Origin of the sequence: Streptococcus sp. 1643 (assembly GCF_006228325.1) — a bacterium.
Lineage (GTDB): Bacteria > Bacillota > Bacilli > Lactobacillales > Streptococcaceae > Streptococcus.
Genome location: NZ_CP040231.1, coordinates 1,053,624 through 1,070,313 on the forward strand (window position 1 = coordinate 1,053,624; position 16,690 = coordinate 1,070,313).

A 16,690-nucleotide genomic window follows, 5' to 3' on the forward strand; every position below is an offset into this window, starting at 1 on the left:
TGTTTTTGTTGATTTTTTCACAATGTTTCTATAAAATAGAAGAATAGAAAGGTTGTGATTTTGTGAAAGATAAACAGTCTGCTATTCCAAAAGCAACAGCAAAAAGACTCTCTCTTTACTACCGAATTTTCAAGAGATTTCATGCAGAAAAAATCGAACGTGCCAACTCCAAGCAAATTGCAGAGGCTATCGGTATCGATTCTGCGACCGTTCGTCGGGATTTTTCCTATTTTGGTGAACTAGGTCGTCGTGGTTTTGGTTACGATGTCAAAAAATTGATGAATTTTTTTGCTGATCTCCTAAATGATAACTCAATTACAAATGTTATGCTGGTTGGGATTGGAAATATGGGACATGCCCTTCTCCACTACCGCTTCCACGAGCGTAACAAGATGAAAATTATCATGGGCTTTGACCTAGATGACCATCCAGAAGTTGGAAGCCAGACACCTGATGGGATTCCAATCTATGGTATCTCACAGATTAAAGAAAAAATCAAAGAAGCAGATGTCAAAACTGCTATCCTAACAGTTCCAAGTGTTCAATCACAAGAAGTTGCCAATCTTTTGGTTGATGCAGGTATAAAAGGTATTCTCAGCTTTTCCCCTGTTCACCTTCACCTCCCAAAAGATGTGGTCGTTCAGTATGTCGATTTGACAAGCGAACTCCAAACTCTCCTCTATTTTATGCGTAAAGAGGATTAGAAAGCGAAAGCATTTATGAAAAAACCAGTTATTGGGATTACAGGAAATGAAAAAGCTCATCCAGATGATGACATCATGATGAGCTATGCAGCAAAGGGCTTTATTGAAGGAGTCAAGGACGCTGGCGGAATTCCAATCATCCTACCGATTGGTGATCAAGAAATGGCTGCCTATTACATCAGTATCATTGATAAGCTCATCCTAACGGGTGGGCAAAATGTTGATCCAAAATACTATGGTGAACCAAAGGCTATTGATAGTGATGACTACCACCTTCAAAGAGATATTTTTGAACTAGCACTTATCAAAGAAGCGATTAAACAAAAGAAGCCAATTTTCTCTGTTTGTCGGGGTACTCAACTTTTCAATGTCGCTATGGGGGGCACGCTTCACCAAGATATCGAAGATCATTGGCAGGACTGTTCAGCCGAATACACGACCCAACGTCTCGTAACGGAACCTGATACGATTCTCCGAGAAATCTATGGAGAAATCTCTCACATCAACTCCTTCCACCACCAAAGCATTAAAGATCTAGCTTCAAATCTTAAGGTTGTAGCACATGATCCTAAAGATGGAATCATTGAGGCTGTGACAACTACGGATGGCTTTCCTTATCTTGGTGTTCAATGGCATCCTGAATTTCTATTTGAAAATCGCCCCAAAGATAAAACGCTATTTGACTATGTTGTTAACGAACTCTAGGACTTATAAATAGGTTATTAAATCATGAATGAAATTAAAACACCTTCTACTTATGAGATTTTGAGAGATATAGAAGCTAATGTTTTCATATCTTATAAGAAAAAGGAAGCTAATCTTTTCTTATCAAACAATGAAAAAGAAATAAGGGTTTGCTTTCATCTTTCTAATCTCTATAGACTTTTAACAGCGGAAAGTTACCAATCTTTTTCTAAGAATAAAGAGAATTTCGATAAACTATCTCAAAAAGAAAAAGAAAAACAGCTGAAAGAAATGTCTAAAAAGGCAAAACGATTTTGTAAAAAGGCATATGCCAAACTAAAAAGTAAATTTCGTTCAAGTCTTTACTTTCAAGAAAATTTACTTGTACCCACGATAAAACCTCTTCCTGTTATCAATATGGCAGAAGTAGATTCCTATGTTCTAAAAGTGATTGAGTAAGATCATGTGTAATCTTAAATCAGATCCGTCTTTTCACGGTAACTAAAGTAATCCGAGTGCGAGACAATCAGATGGTCCAAGAAAACAATTCCCATCAGTTCGCAGGCATCCTTGACTAGCTTGGTTACATGATCATCATTTCGACTAGGAGATACAGCACCAGATGGATGATTGTGAACGAGAATCACGGAGGTAGCCATATGCTTGAGAGCATAGTGAAGAATTTCCCTCGGTTCAGCAATGCTGCGTGTCGCAGAGCCGATAAAAATAGTTTGCTGATGAATGATTTGATTTTGAGTATTGAGATAGAGCGCCACTAGGTGCTCTTGTTTTTTGTCACCAAGTTCCTGTTGCATTTTCTTGGCTAGCTTTTGACTACTGAGAATACTATCCATCTCAAGGGTTTCATGTTTGTGAATACGATGTCCCAGTTCAATAACCGCTTGTAATTCAATGGCTTTAATCCGTCCAATACCAGACAGACTCTGCAATTCCTGCAGGGTCATTTTCTTTAAATCAGTTAGACCGTTAAGACTATTCAAGACTTTTTGGGCAATTTCAAATACATTAGCCTGACGCGTTCCCGTTCTGAGCAGAATTGCTAGCAATTCTTGATTGCTCAGAGCCTCTACTCCTTCTTTAACTAGTCTTTCTCTAGGCAAGAGTGAATCTTCTTGGAATGAAATACTGTACATAAAAATCCTCCTCACTTTATTATTCGTGAGAAGGATGAAAAATTAGATTTTTTTCTCAATTGGGGCTACGCTAGCTAAGAGTTTTTTCAGCCCCACTTCTGGGAAATTGATTTTCAATTCCTGAGTATCACCGCTACCTGAAACTTCAAGAACTGTCCCTTGCCCCCACTTCTTGTGGAGAGCAATATCCCCAATAGACCAGTTGGTATCGCTTGAATCTTTTTTATTTCCAGCTGCAAATTGTCCAAATGGGAGACCACTTGACTGGATAGAGCTTGGTGCGGCATTGCGTTTCCGTTCTTGAAGGGCTTGAGCTAAGCTCATGCCTTGACCGAAAGCAATCCCACCACTGCTATAAGATGCCTTAAAGCTAGTATTCGCTGGACGAGCCAAACCTTGATACTCAAGTAAGTCCGAACTAATTTCATTGATGAAACGTGTTGGACGGTTATAATTTGTACGACCGAAAAGCAAGCGAGAGTTGGCATTGGTTAGATAGAGGATTTTCTCCGCGCGCGTGATACCTACATAGGCCAAACGGCGTTCTTCTTCTAATTCATCTGGATCCTCGGCCGCACGGCTAAGGGGAAAGACATTCTCCTCCATCCCAATGATAAAGACAACTGGGAACTCAAGTCCCTTAGCTGCATGGAGGGTCATCAAGGTCACTTCTGATGTCTCCTGACTGCCTGTATCCGTATCTGCAATCAAGGCTAAGTCATTCAAGAAACGACTGAGTTTATCCAAACCTGTTTCTTCTTGGCTATCAGGATTGTCATCAAAGTTCTTGGTAACAGATAGGAACTCTTCGATATTTTCAACCCGCGCCTTGCTTTCCAAGGTTGCCTGAGCATTAAGAATATCGACATAACCTGTTTTTTCTAGAACAGCCTCCACCAGCTCGGTGATAGTTAATTGATCCAGTTGCTCCCGCAAATCCAGAATCATATTGGCAAAATCCCAGATAGACTGTGCTGCTTTTCCTTTGATGCCAGACAGCATGATATTGGCTGAAGCATCCAGCATAGACATGTCTTGCATATTAGCAAAGTCGCGAATTTTCTCAACGGTTCCTGGGCCAATTCCACGTTTTGGTTCGTTAATAATGCGCTCAAAACTGATATTGTCACTCAAATTAGCAATAAGATTCAGATAAGCAATAATATCACGGATTTCCTTACGGCTGTAGAACTTAGTCCCACCAACCATGGTATAAGGAATATTGGACTTTAGGAGGGCCTCTTCAATAGTACGAGACTGGGCGTTAGTCCGATAAAGAACTGCAAAATCCTTGTGGAGGAAGTTTTGACTACGACCAAGTTCATCTATGGTTTTGGCTACAAAAACAGCCTCATCTTGTTCGTCATTTGCACGATAGTAAATAATCTGTTCCCCATCAGCATTCTGGGTCCAGAGATTCTTGGGGCGGCGATTTTGATTGTTTTTGATGACGTCATTGGCAGCTTGGAGAATGGTTTTGGTTGAACGGTAATTTTCCTCTAGCAAAACTACCTTGGCTTGAGGATAATCTTTCTCGAAATCCAAGATATTCTGCATATCAGCCCCACGCCAACCGTAAATAGACTGGTCAGCATCACCGACTACGCAGATATTTTTAAAGCGTGAAGCCAAGAGTTTGACCAGTTGGTACTGGGCATGGTTGGTATCTTGGTACTCATCAACATGAATGTACTGGAACTTCTGCTGGTAGTAGGTCAAAACATCAGGATTCTGATCAAAGAGACGCAAAGTCAACATAATCAAATCATCAAAGTCAACCGACTCTGACTGACGAAGCTCTTTTTGATAGGCTGTGTAACACTGAGCTACGATTTGCGTATACATATCACCAGCTTGAGCAGCATAAGCCACATCATCAATTAGGTCGTTCTTAGCATTGGAAATGGTTCCCAAAATAGTCCGTTCATTCCATTTTTTAGGATCCAAGTTTAATTGCTTGAGAATGCGCTTCATGAGAGTTCGTTGCTCTCCTGGATCTACAATAGTGAAATTACGATTGTAGCCAATATGATCCGCATCACGACGCAAAATACGAACACACATGGAGTGAAAGGTCGCAATTAGGCAGTCCTGTGTTGCTGGATTGAGGCCATAGGCGCGCTCCTTCATCTCACGCGCCGCCTTATTGGTAAAGGTAATGGCCAAGATATTCCAAGGATTGACCATCTTTTCATCAATCAAGTAGGCGATTCTGTGAGTTAAAACACGAGTCTTCCCAGAACCAGCACCAGCCATGATTAACAAGGGCCCTTCTGTCGTTTGCACCGCCTCAGCTTGACGGTCATTCATTCCATTCAATAATGCGTTCATTTTCTCTTCCTTACTCTTGAAGTCAATATTTCTATTATATCAGAAATCAGGGAAAATATCTTTACCTAGACTGTTTGCTTGTAGAAGACACCTCTCTCATCAGCTGAAGACAACTCCCATATCTAGACAAGAAAATGAGCTTGGAAAGCTTTTCCAAACTCATTTTAATTCAATTACAATATACTAGAACAAACCTAGAACAGTTCCGTCGCTTTCAACATCCATGTTGAGAGCTGCTGGTCGTTTTGGAAGACCTGGCATGGTCATGACATCACCTGTTAAGGCAACGATGAAGCCCGCACCTAATTTTGGTACCAATTCACGAATGGTAATTTCAAAGTTCTCTGGTGCTCCAAGTGCATTTGGATTGTCTGAGAAACTGTACTGAGTTTTAGCCATACAGATTGGCAATTTGTCCCAACCATTCTGAACGATTTGGGCGATTTGCGTTTGAGCTTTCTTTTCAAAGTTGACTTTTGTACCGCGATAGATTTCAGTGACAATCTTTTCAATCTTTTCTTGGACAGAAAGGTTATTGTCATAAAGACGTGTGTAGTTAGCTGGATTTTCTGAGATTGTCTTGACAAGTGTTTCGGCAAGTGCTACACCACCTTCTGCGCCATCAGCCCAGACACTTGCTAGTTCAACTGGCACATCAATTGAGGCACATAGTTCCTTCAAGGCAGCGATTTCAGCTTCTGTATCAGAAACAAATTCGTTAATCGCGACAACTGCAGGCACTCCAAATTTACGGATGTTCTCAACGTGGCGTTTCAAGTTAGCAAAACCTGCACGAACTGCCTCAACATTTTCCTCTGTCAAAGCATCTTTAGCCACACCACCATTCATCTTAAGAGCACGGAGGGTTGCAACAATGACTACCGCATCTGGAGAAGTTGGCAAGTTTGGTGTTTTGATATCAAGGAATTTCTCAGCGCCAAGGTCTGCACCAAAACCAGCTTCAGTAACAGTATAATCAGCCAAGCGAAGGGCTGTGCTTGTTGCCAAAACAGAGTTACATCCATGAGCAATATTGGCAAATGGACCACCATGTACAAAGGCAGGTGTACCATAAATTGTCTGAACCAAGTTCGGTTTAATGGCATCTTTCAAGATCAAAGCCAAGGCACCTTCAACCTTTAAATCACCTACAGAAACAGGGGTACGGTCGTAGCGATAGCCGATAACGATATTAGCCAAACGGCGTTTCAAGTCCTCGATGTCCGTCGCCAAGCACAAAATCGCCATGATTTCAGAAGCAACTGTAATATCAAAACCATCCTCACGTGGAATACCATTTAGAGGACCGCCAAGACCAACAGTCACATGGCGAAGAGCACGGTCGTTCAAGTCCACAACACGCTTCCAAATAATACGACGTTGGTCAATTCCCAGCTCATTTCCTTGGTGCAAGTGATTGTCAACCAAGGCAGAAAGGGCATTGTTAGCAGTTGTAATGGCATGCATATCCCCAGTAAAGTGGAGGTTGATGTCTTCCATTGGCAACACTTGGGCATAACCACCACCAGCAGCACCACCCTTAATTCCCATTACTGGGCCAAGAGACGGTTCGCGAATAGCAATCATAGTTTTCTTGCCAATCTTGTTCAAGGCGTCTGCCAGACCAATGGTAATAGTTGATTTCCCCTCACCAGCAGGTGTTGGGTTGATGGCAGTAACCAAGATCAATTTCCCAACTGGATTGCTCTCAACTGCACGAATTTTATCAAAGCTGAGTTTAGCCTTGTACTTTCCATACAATTCCAAATCATCGTAAGAAATACCCAGTTTCTCAACAACATCAACGATTGGTTTTAACTCAATACTCTGCGCGATTTCAATATCTGTTTTCATTCAAAACTCCTCTAACCTCTAATGTGATAATTCATTATAACACAAAACAAGATTTTTAACATCCATAAACTCTCTAAACGTTCGTAAATACCCTTGATTTCAAGATTTTTAGAGCCCTTTGAAAAATTTTATATGGCTTTATAGTTATAAACTATAGTGTAGCTTTGTTTTAGCAAAATTTTATCTCTTTCATTTTACTTACTGTTTATTTTTGTGTACAATAGTGCTATGAAAATTTTAGTCACATCGGGCGGTACCAGTGAGGCTATTGATAGTGTCCGCTCTATTACTAACCATTCTACAGGTCGCTTGGGGAAAATCATCACAGAAACCTTGCTTGCTGCGGGGCATGAAGTTTGTTTGATAACGACAAAACGAGCTCTGAAGCCAGAAGCTCATCCCAACCTAAGCATTCGAGAAATTGATAATACCAACGACCTTCTAGTTGTGATGCAAGAACTTGTTAAGGAATATCAGGTCTTAATCCACTCAATGGCTGTGTCTGACTACACTCCTGTTTATATGACGGGACTAGATGAAGTTAAGACGAGCTCTAACCTGGAAGAATTATTAGATAAGAAAAATAAAGAAGCTAAGATTTCTTCAACTGATGAAGTTCAGGTTTTATTCCTGAAAAAAACTCCAAAAATCATCTCTCTAGTCAAGGAATGGAATCCTGCTATTCATCTGATTGGGTTTAAATTGCTGGTTGATGTCTCTAAGGATTATCTCATTGAGATCGCACGAAAGAGTCTTATCAAGAACCAAGCAGACTTAATCATTGCAAATGACCTGACTCAAATCTCAGCAAATCAGCATGATGCAATCTTTGTTGAGAGAGAACAACTCCAAACAGTTCAAACCAAAGAGGAAATTGCAAACCTCCTCCTTGAAAAAATTCAAGCATACGATTCATAGAAAGGAAAGCCATGGCAAATATTCTCATCGCAGTGACAGGTTCCATTGCCTCCTATAAAGCAGCTGATCTAGTCAGTTCCTTGAAAAAACAAGGCCATGATGTCACTGTATTAATGACTGAGGCAGCGAGAGAGTTTATCCAACCGTTGACACTACAGGTCCTCTCTCAAAATCCTGTCCACCTTGACGTCATGAAGGAGCCTTATCCTAATCAAGTCAATCATATCGAACTAGGCAAAAGAACCGATCTTTTTATTGTAGCCCCTGCTACTGCTAATACCATAGCAAAGTTAGCCCATGGCTTTGCGGACAACATGATGACAAGTACAGCGCTTGCCCTGCCAGACCACGTCAAAAAGCTAATCGCACCAGCCATGAACACAAAAATGTATGACCATCCGGCAACTCAGGCTAATCTAAAAACATTAGAGACCTATGGTTATCAGATCATCTCTCCAAAAGAATCTCTACTAGCCTGTGGCGATCACGGCAAAGGCGCCCTAGCTGACCTGAATACTATTTTAGAAAGAATAAAGGAAACCCTCGATGAACAAACGCTCTAACATTGCACCGATTGCTATCTTTTTTGCAGTTATGCTCGTTATCCACTTTTTGAGTTCTCTCCTATTTAACCTTTTCCCATTCCCAATTAAACCAACTATCGTTCATATTCCAGTCATTATTGCTAGTATCATCTATGGACCTCGGGTTGGGGTTACACTTGGTTTTCTTATGGGACTATTGAGCTTAACGGTAAACACAATTACCATCCTTCCAACAAGCTACCTCTTCTCACCATTCGTACCGAACGGAAACATCTATTCTGCGATTATCGCTATTGTCCCTCGCGTTTTGATTGGGCTGACACCTTACTTGGTTTATAAATTATTAAAAAACAGAACGGGTCTCATCTTTGCTGGTGCTCTCGGTTCCCTTACCAACACCGTCTTTGTCCTTGGGGGAATCTTCTTCCTTTTTGGAAATGTCTTCGACGGCAATATCCAAAAACTCCTAGCAACCGTTATTTCTACAAACTCTATTGCCGAGCTTGTCATCTCTGCCGTTCTCACAGTAGCAATTGTTCCCCGTCTCGAAACCTTGAAGAAATAAAAAATCAACTCCACTTTCATAATGAAAGTGGAGTTTTCATATTTTAAGCATGAGAATAATCAAAAGGATATGAACACCGAGTCTCACTACATGATGTGAAAGAGGAGTTGGTTCTTGGTTTCTCTGACTATCCAAGTATATACTTACCGACAATAAAATCAAACCAAAAGCAATCATCATATTGACAAAATGAACAATTTCTAACATGATTCCTATAACTTCCATATAGTAAAATCCTACTAAGGGATTAAAGACAAGTGAAAGAGCCAAAACACCTGCTAATAGAGAGAGTAGCGAAAGGACCAATAAACTATAAACTAGGAAGCGAGTCCAACCTGAGACTACTTTCCCTTCTTTTTTCTGCTTTGACATCATCACGATTACCACGATTAGGTAAACAAAAAGTATCATCACAATTTCTCCTCAGTTCCTATTATTCTTTACCACATTTTAACCAAATTTTCCTGAAAAATCAATAATGCTTCTTGACTTGATTGGTGATTTATTGTACTATACTTGTGTATATACAGACAAATGGAGGTTCTTATGGATATACGGAAAAAAACGCAGTTTATGACTATGACTGCCCTACTCACTGCAATAGCGATTTTGATTCCAATCATTATGCCTTTTAAAATCGTTATCCCACCGGCTTCTTACACCTTGGGAAGTCATATCCCCATCTTTATCGCCATGTTTCTTTCGCCTTTGATGGCTGCTTTTGTAATTATTGCTTCTAGTCTTGGTTTTCTGATGGCAGGCTATCCGCCTGTTATTGTACTCCGTGCCTTTTCACACATTGTTTTTGGTACTTTGGGAGCTTTGTACTTAAAAAAATTCCCTGAAACCTTGAATAAACCAAAGGCGTCTTGGATTTTTAACTTTGTTTTGGGTGTTGTTCATGCTATCGCTGAAGTAATAGCTTGTATCATCTTTTATGCTACTTCAGGGACAAATGTTGAAAATATGTTTTATGTTCTCTTTGTCCTAGTTGGTTTTGGAACAATTGTCCATAGTATGGTAGACTATACATTAGCACTAGCTGTCTATAAAGTGCTTCGAAAACGTCGCTAAAAGGAAAAACTATGACAAAGGATCGCAAACAAGCTCTTCTCAAACTGTTAAAAGAGGCGCCAAAAGCTCTCAATGGTCAAACCTTGGCTGAACACTTCCATGTTACGCGCCAAGTCATTGTACAGGACATCGCTATTCTCCGAGCAGATGGAGCTCCTATCCTATCCACCAATCGTGGCTATATCTACAAAGAAAATGATGCCAGCCCCTACGTCCACAAACTCTTTAAAGTGAAACATGAACTGGAAGAAATCGGGCAGGAACTTCTAGCCATTGTAGATAATGGCGGACGCGTTCAAAATATCTTAATCGATCATCCCGTTTATGGTGAAATTGAAACCCTACTCAAACTCACCTGCCGCCGAGATGTCCAGCACTTTCTGGAACAAGTCGAGAATTCAGACTTTAGACCCCTTTCTGAATTGACAGACGGCATCCATTACCACCTTGTTGAAGCCGAGACACAACAAGACCTCCACTATATCGAGGAGGCCTTGGATCAGTTGGGTTATTTGGTAAAAGACTAGAAGATTTCTTTCTCCCAGCCGTCCTCTGTACGGTGGCGATAGAAGAACTCAGACTTGTCAGGTGCTTCCATCATTTCCATCAAAGGCAACATATCATAGGCCAGATCCAAGTTTGGAATCTGGTCTTTTTGCACCCAAGATACTTCTCCTTCCTCTGAGGATTGGAGATTTCCAGTAAACTCTGTCGCTTTATAGCAAACGACGATGTAGCGCCCACCTGTATCTAAGGGCCAGTTTTTAATACCGACTAGTTGTGGATTCTGAATGGTTAGACCTGTTTCTTCATAAATCTCACGAATGACAGACTCGGCAAAGGCCTCGCCATTCTCAACATGTCCTCCTGGAAAGGCATAGCCAGACCAGCGATTGTTTTCGGGTGAACGAAACTGCATCACCACGCGCTGGGTTTCGAGGTCTTCAATCAGACAGATGTTGGTTAAAATAGTTGCTTGGGCACGGGACATAGGTTTACTCGCTTTCTAAGTTATTAAAATGTATCTTCGTTGTATTTTACTTCTGCCTTCATGATAAAGGGATTGATCAATTCATGATGTTCATAAGTAGTACGGGCCAAAAAACCTCTAGCAATGATGATTTCCTTATCTTCTATGCGATAGTCTATATTGATAGGGACGGCTGGATCCGAGATAACTGATAAAACAAAGAATGCTGCAAACCAAAGGTAAAATGTCACCAATCCACTAAATATTTGAAAAATAAGGTGATACCATTTAGCATCTCTTGTTCTATAAAAGATTCTCCAGGGATGGATTAGGAAGGTCAAACAAAGAATGAAAAACCAACTATTCCACAAAATCGGCGTAAAAGATAGTCCAAAAACCAACAACACCAAATGAAGAACCACAAAGCTCAGCAAAGCCAAATAGAGTGTTTTAAATGAAAATAACCTAGTTCGATTTTCTTTTGTCATGATTTTTCCTCTTTTTGTCCTTATATTTCAAAATCACCATCAATATCGCTGGAATGATGAAAAAGATTAGATAGGTAGCAATTGGAAGCCAGATGTAGCGATAATCGACAGATAATAGGGAAGGAATTTTTTTAACATTTCTCCCTTTCACCCCAACAAGTAAGTGGAGGAGAAAAATAGGTCCGTTTATGAATAGAAAAGTTTTTAAAAATCCTTGTACTGAAGCCTTGTTGCTAAAACTATCTCTAAAAATACCTTGATAGAATGTGTGAACCAAAAAGACAAAATTCATAATAATTGGCAAGACATAGGACAGTTCTTGATATGGTTTCGGGATAAGTGACGTCTCGAACAACACATACATGATACCAAAAATAGATAATAATATTATACCACCATCCATAAAAGAAGCAATCTTTGAATGTCTTTCCATCCACAATTGGACGTGAGCTACCAAAGAATACTTTTTATGGATTTTTCTCATTTGTCTGTTCTGTTGTTTGACCTTCTTTTGTCTCTTAATCTTTCGTTCCATTTACGCCTCCTTCTTCTCTTTTCTATCCGTATAATCAAAAGCAGAATTCCCAGCCCCAAGAAAAAGAAAAAGAGATAACTTACAATAGGAACCCAGACATATGCCGGATCCATAGAAATTATGGGAGGGAAATTCGTTGACTTACGACGTCCTAGCCAATTCAGACCTACCAAGAGATGAAAGGGAAAAAGAAGACCATTGAACCCAATAAATCCCCATGAAAAGTAACGCCATTTCTGAAGTTTATCACTACTAAAACGAAAGACAAGGAAATAGGTTGATAAGATCAGAAGGATAAGATTGAAGCTTAAGGGGGAAAGATAGTTTATGTTCGGTAATAGATAACTAATGTAAGAGGCGGCAAGAAATGATACAAACATAGATCCAAATAACACACTCGTATCCAAAAGTTGAGCAATCCTTCTGTGCCTTTCCATCCAAAGAAAAATCCTATTAGTCCAAGAAGATTTTTCTTTTGTCTTGTACTTCATTTGTCTACTCATCTTCATTTTCATCTACTCCTTTTTTTGAGTCTTTAGAGAGAAAGAAGATTGCCAGAGTTAACATCAAGACTAGAAGGTAGATGACAATAGGAAACCAGATATAGGATGACTCCAGTGAAAACAAAGGTGACAGAACAACTCTTCCTCTTTTTCTCACACCAATCAGTTGAAAAATGAAGCTAAGGATATTGATATAAATAAAGGGTTCACAAAATCTTTTAAGGGTCCTTTCTTTTTTAGTTTTCACTGACAAAAAGAGAGCATAGAACCTATTACCCAAAATAAAAAGATTCAATTGCAAGGGAAATAAGAGTTCTCTGTACCGAAAATCAGCTGGAAGGCTTTTGTTCTGTGATGTTGTAAATTCTATAACTAGGAACAAGATGATATAAAAGGTAATATCAAGCATAAATTTGACAAATCGATGCCCTTGTAACCAAAAACGAACAGAATCTAAGCCCGATGACTTCTTATACTTCTTCTCTTTCAAATTCATAATAACTTCCCTCTATTTAAAATATATTCTAAAACGTGATTGTTGGTTCATTGCGTAATCTGAAAACAAAATCGCAATTCTACCAGTATTTAACTCTCAGATTTTGAGGATTTCTTACGTACCATTCTAATTTTAGTAATAGGTTTTCCAAGGTCAAGTATTTTTTCTTGCCCATCAAAAGTAAAACCCATTTTTTGATAGAAAGCAATGGCTCGCTTATTCTCTTTTAATACCCATAAAAATATTTCAGAGAACTGTTCAAGAGTCGTCAGAGCTTCCTTCATTAACTTCTGAGCAATACCTTTTCCATAATAGTCTTTTAAAACATATAAGGCAATAATTTCACCAGCTTGAATAGTCTCATCACGAAAGTTTCCATAACTGATAAAACCAACTACCTTCATGCCATCTATCGCAATCAATGTATTTTTAGGATATTTTTGACTAAAGAATCGACATCTTTCTAATGTCATCGTCTCCTGAAATTCTGCAGGTAAAAGATCATCATAAGCCTCTCTCCACGTTTGCCAATGAACGAAGGATTTACCTTCTATCTCTTCAGGAGTTTCCATTTGTTTGATAGTTAGGTTCATTTATTTTACCCCATTCTTCTCTTAAAATACCAAATTTAATACTATCAAAATATTTGCCTTGGTAATAACGAACTTTTGGAATATGAGCTTCTTTTTTCATTCTTAATTTTTCAGCAAGTTTTACCATACCAAGATTTCCTGACCAAGTTGTCAAACCAAGATGCTCCAACTCCAAGTAATCCTGAAATGTCCGATCTATCCACTGTAGCATAGCAGCTTTTCCAATGCCAGAGTTCCAAAACTTGTTATCATAAATACAAATCCCCAATTCCATCCATCTTGTTTGTTTACATACCCAGTAGAGCGAAACAGTCCCAACAAGTTTATCATCAACAAAAATACCAAGGCGATTTGAGTTGTTTAGAGTAGATTCTGATTTTTGTAGTTTAAATTCTTGAAAATTAGGAAAATGCTGATAATCGTCATAATAGGGAGCATCATACTGCTTCCAAATTGGATTAGATTGTGAATAAGCAATTTCCCACAAAGACACCAAATCTTCTTCAATTAGTTTTCTTAAATAAACCATACTTTTTCCTAATCCAACGCCTTCACTTCCTCAGCAACTTTTTGCAGATATTTATGTCTTGTAGAATTTGTATTCACCTCACGCCCTAACTCACCCAAAATTGAAACTTTCTTTGTTTTAATACCGCAGTGATTTAGGACAGCATTCTTTAATACTGATATTTCATAACTGTCTGGAATATTGATAGAGCCTGAAAATACTTTGTACCACCATGTTGGTGCCATGGATGTTGCGTAAATACTGGCTGTTTTTCCTTTTAGTAACTTTTTAAACTGCTGACCTCTTAAGTAGTTCCAAATAAAACTTCCTTTATTATTGGCAGAGTAAGCAATTCCTGGCATGAAAACACGATCAATCCAACCCTTCAATAAACTAGGCATACTACTCCACCAAATTGGATAATCAAAAATGAAATGATCTGCCCACTGGATTAATTCCTGAGAGCGAAGTATGAAAGAGTCCTCTTCCATACGTTTTCGATAACCATAACGTAATACGGGATCAAAATCTATCTCATTTAGATTAATAGATTCAAGCTCATGATGATTTGAGTCAATATTTTCTACAATCGTTTGAAAAATTTCTTGACAGAAACTGCCCTTGTCAGGATGTCCATTGATGACTAAAATTTTCATTCGTTCTCTCCTATCTAATCCAACGCCTTCACTTCCAACATCATATCACGAATCTGAGCTGCGAGTTCAAAGTCAAGCACTTCGACGGCTTCTTGCATTTGTTTTTCGAGTTTTTTGACGAGTTCCTTACGTTCTTGTTTGTTGAGGCTATTGATATCGACTTCCTTGTCCTCTTCCTTGGCAACTGCCTTGGTTACGGCGATTAGATCACGGATTTCTTTCTTAATAGTTTGTGGAACGATACCATGCTCTTCATTATAAGCCATCTGGATTTTCCGACGACGGGCCGTTTCATCGATGGCACGTTGCATAGACTGAGTCATCGTGTCCGCATACATGATGACATGTCCTTCGCTATTACGGGCAGCACGTCCAATGGTCTGGATGAGGCCACGTTCGTTACGAAGGAAACCTTCCTTGTCAGCATCTAGAATAGCAACCAAACTTACTTCGGGTACGTCAATCCCTTCACGGAGCAAATTGATTCCGACCAAGACATCAAAAACACCCAAGCGTAGGTCGCGGATAATCTCTGTCCGTTCCAAGGTCTTGATATCCGAGTGCATATACTTGACCTTGATGCCCATTTCTTTGAAGTAGTCGGTTAAATCCTCTGCCATTTTCTTGGTCAAGGTGGTAATAAAGGTTCGTTCGTTCTTTTCAACACGAGCATTGATTTCACCTAAGAGGTCATCAATCTGTCCCATAGTCGGACGGACTTCCACTTCTGGGTCTAGAAGCCCTGTTGGACGAATGATTTGCTCAATCACTGTCTCGGTCTGTTCATTTTCATAGTCACCTGGTGTTGCTGAAACGTAAACAATCTGGTGAACATGACTCTCAAACTCTTCCCGACGGAGAGGACGATTGTCCAAGGCGGACGGTAAACGGAAACCATAATTAACCAGCATTTCCTTACGCGAACGGTCTCCATTGTACATTCCCTTGATTTGCCCCATGGTCATGTGACTTTCATCAATCATGATCAAGAAATCATCTGGGAAGAAGTCGAGAAGCGTATAAGGAGGCTCTCCTTCGCTACGACCATCCATGTGACGAGAATAGTTTTCAACACCGTTGGTATAACCCATCTCACGCAACATTTCGATATCGTACTCTGTCCGCTGTTTCAAACGCTGAGCTTCTAGCAGTTTACCTTCCCTTTCAAAAACAGCTAACTGCTCTTCTAATTCTGCTTGAATCTTGGCAATCGCAACTTCCATATGATCGTCATTGGTCACAAAGTGAGTAGCTGGGAAAATCGCCAAATGATCTACTTCTCCCAATACCTGACCTGTCAAAGCCTCAACTTCACGGATACGATCAATTTCATCCCCGAAAAACTCTACTCGAAAAGCGTGTTCATCTCGGGAAGCTGGGAAAATCTCCACCACATCCCCGCGTACGCGAAATCTTCCCCGTTGGAAATCAATATCATTGCGTTCAAACTGAATATCCACCAAGTCATTCAAAAGTTTATCACGAGAAATCTCCAGACCTGGACGGAGACTAACAACACTATCAGAATATTCCTTTGGCGAACCCAGACCATAGATACAAGAGACAGAGGCCACGACAATGACATCATTACGCTCTAAAAGAGCTGATGTCGCTGAGTGGCGAAGTTTGTCAATCTCATCATTGACCGAGCTATCCTTCTCTATATAGGTATCGCTTGAAGGGACATAGGCCTCAGGTTGGTAATAATCATAGTAGGACACAAAGTACTCAACAGCATTTTCAGGGAAAAATTCCTTAAACTCCCCATAGAGCTGACCAGCTAGGGTTTTGTTGTGGGCAATGACCAAAGTTGGTTTATTGACTTTGGAAATGACCTGACTCATGGTATAGGTCTTCCCTGTACCCGTCGCCCCCATCAAAATTTGGGCCTTTTCTCCACCCTCGATATTGTCAACCAACTGCTCAATCGCTTGTGGTTGATCTCCTGAAGGTTCGTATTTTGATACTAGTTTAAATTCATTATCTGTAATTCTATTTATCATGATTGCCTCATCTGCATTTTTCTATCCTTCTATTTTACCATAAATTTACTTTTCAGACTCTTCTCTAGGTTGATAAAAGCAAGGATTCTATGTTACATTTTCTTACATA

20 protein-coding genes are annotated in these 16,690 nt (G+C 39.8%); 8 read left to right on the forward strand and 12 right to left on the reverse strand.

Features of this window, described 5'->3' with window-relative positions:
- The first annotated feature begins 62 nt into the window (after positions 1 to 62).
- From FD735_RS05580 to FD735_RS05590, 3 genes are read left to right on the forward strand one after another with little or no spacing between them, the layout of a single operon-like run.
- On the forward strand, positions 63 to 704 hold the full coding sequence (locus FD735_RS05580; RefSeq protein ID WP_000653412.1) for a redox-sensing transcriptional repressor Rex: 642 nt from the start codon (positions 63 to 65) through the stop codon (positions 702 to 704).
- A gap of 15 nt (positions 705 to 719) precedes the next feature.
- Positions 720 to 1,409, forward strand: coding sequence for a gamma-glutamyl-gamma-aminobutyrate hydrolase family protein (locus FD735_RS05585; protein ID WP_061588202.1), 690 nt, complete (start codon positions 720 to 722; stop codon positions 1,407 to 1,409).
- Between the two features lie 24 nt (positions 1,410 to 1,433).
- Positions 1,434 to 1,847 (forward strand): hypothetical protein, encoded by a 414-nt coding sequence (locus FD735_RS05590; protein ID WP_139658692.1) that lies wholly within the window; start codon positions 1,434 to 1,436, stop codon positions 1,845 to 1,847.
- Positions 1,848 to 1,861: 14 nt separating this feature from the next.
- Here the strand turns inward: FD735_RS05590 and radC are convergent, their stop codons facing one another.
- From radC to FD735_RS05605, 3 genes are all read right to left on the reverse strand, one after another.
- Positions 1,862 to 2,542 (reverse strand): DNA repair protein RadC, encoded by a 681-nt coding sequence (radC, locus tag FD735_RS05595; protein WP_139658693.1) that lies wholly within the window; start codon positions 2,540 to 2,542, stop codon positions 1,862 to 1,864.
- Between the two features lie 42 nt (positions 2,543 to 2,584).
- Positions 2,585 to 4,873 carry a DNA helicase PcrA gene (gene pcrA, locus FD735_RS05600; protein ID WP_139658694.1) on the reverse strand — a complete coding sequence of 763 codons (2,289 nt, stop codon included), beginning with the start codon at positions 4,871 to 4,873 and terminating at the stop codon, positions 2,585 to 2,587.
- A gap of 183 nt (positions 4,874 to 5,056) precedes the next feature.
- Positions 5,057 to 6,727 carry a formate--tetrahydrofolate ligase gene (locus tag FD735_RS05605; protein WP_139658695.1) on the reverse strand — a complete coding sequence of 557 codons (1,671 nt, stop codon included), beginning with the start codon at positions 6,725 to 6,727 and terminating at the stop codon, positions 5,057 to 5,059.
- 228 nt (positions 6,728 to 6,955) lie between these two features.
- On the opposite strand from FD735_RS05605, the gene coaB reads away from it, so the two are divergent.
- The 3 genes from coaB to FD735_RS05620 are packed head-to-tail and all read left to right on the forward strand — an operon-like array spanning position 6,956 to position 8,755.
- Positions 6,956 to 7,645, forward strand: coding sequence for a phosphopantothenate--cysteine ligase (coaB, locus tag FD735_RS05610; RefSeq protein ID WP_139658696.1), 690 nt, complete (start codon positions 6,956 to 6,958; stop codon positions 7,643 to 7,645).
- Between the two features lie 11 nt (positions 7,646 to 7,656).
- Positions 7,657 to 8,208, forward strand: coding sequence for a phosphopantothenoylcysteine decarboxylase (gene coaC / locus FD735_RS05615; protein ID WP_139658697.1), 552 nt, complete (start codon positions 7,657 to 7,659; stop codon positions 8,206 to 8,208).
- Positions 8,192 to 8,755: an ECF transporter S component gene (locus FD735_RS05620; RefSeq protein ID WP_001042723.1), complete on the forward strand. Its 564-nt coding sequence runs from the start codon at positions 8,192 to 8,194 to the stop codon at positions 8,753 to 8,755. Before coaC ends, FD735_RS05620 begins: the two co-directional genes overlap by 17 nt.
- A gap of 36 nt (positions 8,756 to 8,791) precedes the next feature.
- On the opposite strand, the gene FD735_RS05625 is transcribed toward FD735_RS05620, so the two are convergent.
- Entirely contained in the window at positions 8,792 to 9,166 is a 375-nt protein-coding gene (locus FD735_RS05625; RefSeq protein ID WP_139658698.1) for a hypothetical protein, read from the reverse strand.
- Between the two features lie 135 nt (positions 9,167 to 9,301).
- Between FD735_RS05625 and FD735_RS05630 the strand changes: the two genes are divergently transcribed.
- A complete protein-coding gene (locus FD735_RS05630) occupies positions 9,302 to 9,829 on the forward strand; it encodes an ECF transporter S component (RefSeq protein WP_084921832.1) in 528 nt (175 codons plus the stop codon).
- 11 nt (positions 9,830 to 9,840) lie between these two features.
- Positions 9,841 to 10,356, forward strand: a complete 516-nt coding sequence (locus tag FD735_RS05635; protein WP_000159158.1) for a transcription repressor NadR — start codon at positions 9,841 to 9,843, stop codon at positions 10,354 to 10,356.
- Here the strand turns inward: FD735_RS05635 and FD735_RS05640 are convergent.
- The 8 genes from FD735_RS05640 to uvrB form a co-directional block, all read right to left on the reverse strand.
- The gene (locus tag FD735_RS05640) at positions 10,353 to 10,820 is read right to left on the reverse strand and encodes an 8-oxo-dGTP diphosphatase (protein ID WP_125391786.1); all 468 of its coding nucleotides are present in this window, start codon (positions 10,818 to 10,820) and stop codon (positions 10,353 to 10,355) included. The two genes, FD735_RS05635 and FD735_RS05640, sit on opposite strands and share 4 nt — an antisense overlap.
- 23 nt (positions 10,821 to 10,843) lie before the next feature.
- Positions 10,844 to 11,287: a hypothetical protein gene (locus tag FD735_RS05645; protein WP_139658699.1), complete on the reverse strand. Its 444-nt coding sequence runs from the start codon at positions 11,285 to 11,287 to the stop codon at positions 10,844 to 10,846.
- On the reverse strand, positions 11,265 to 11,822 hold the full coding sequence (locus FD735_RS05650) for a hypothetical protein (protein ID WP_139658700.1): 558 nt from the start codon (positions 11,820 to 11,822) through the stop codon (positions 11,265 to 11,267). The genes FD735_RS05645 and FD735_RS05650 overlap by 23 nt, the downstream gene beginning before the upstream one ends.
- 495 nt (positions 11,823 to 12,317) lie before the next feature.
- The gene (locus FD735_RS05660; protein ID WP_139658702.1) at positions 12,318 to 12,821 is read right to left on the reverse strand and encodes a hypothetical protein; all 504 of its coding nucleotides are present in this window, start codon (positions 12,819 to 12,821) and stop codon (positions 12,318 to 12,320) included.
- A gap of 89 nt (positions 12,822 to 12,910) precedes the next feature.
- Positions 12,911 to 13,414, reverse strand: a complete 504-nt coding sequence (locus tag FD735_RS05665; protein WP_139658703.1) for a GNAT family N-acetyltransferase — start codon at positions 13,412 to 13,414, stop codon at positions 12,911 to 12,913.
- A complete protein-coding gene (locus FD735_RS05670; protein ID WP_139658704.1) occupies positions 13,380 to 13,943 on the reverse strand; it encodes a GNAT family N-acetyltransferase in 564 nt (187 codons plus the stop codon). Before FD735_RS05670 ends, FD735_RS05665 begins: the two co-directional genes overlap by 35 nt.
- A gap of 8 nt (positions 13,944 to 13,951) precedes the next feature.
- Complete coding sequence (locus tag FD735_RS05675; RefSeq protein ID WP_139658705.1) at positions 13,952 to 14,578, reverse strand: NAD(P)H-dependent oxidoreductase; 627 nt, start codon at positions 14,576 to 14,578, stop codon at positions 13,952 to 13,954.
- A 14-nt stretch (positions 14,579 to 14,592) separates the two neighbouring features.
- Positions 14,593 to 16,581, reverse strand: coding sequence for an excinuclease ABC subunit UvrB (gene uvrB, locus FD735_RS05680; RefSeq protein ID WP_139658706.1), 1,989 nt, complete (start codon positions 16,579 to 16,581; stop codon positions 14,593 to 14,595).
- Positions 16,582 to 16,690 lie beyond the last annotated feature (109 nt).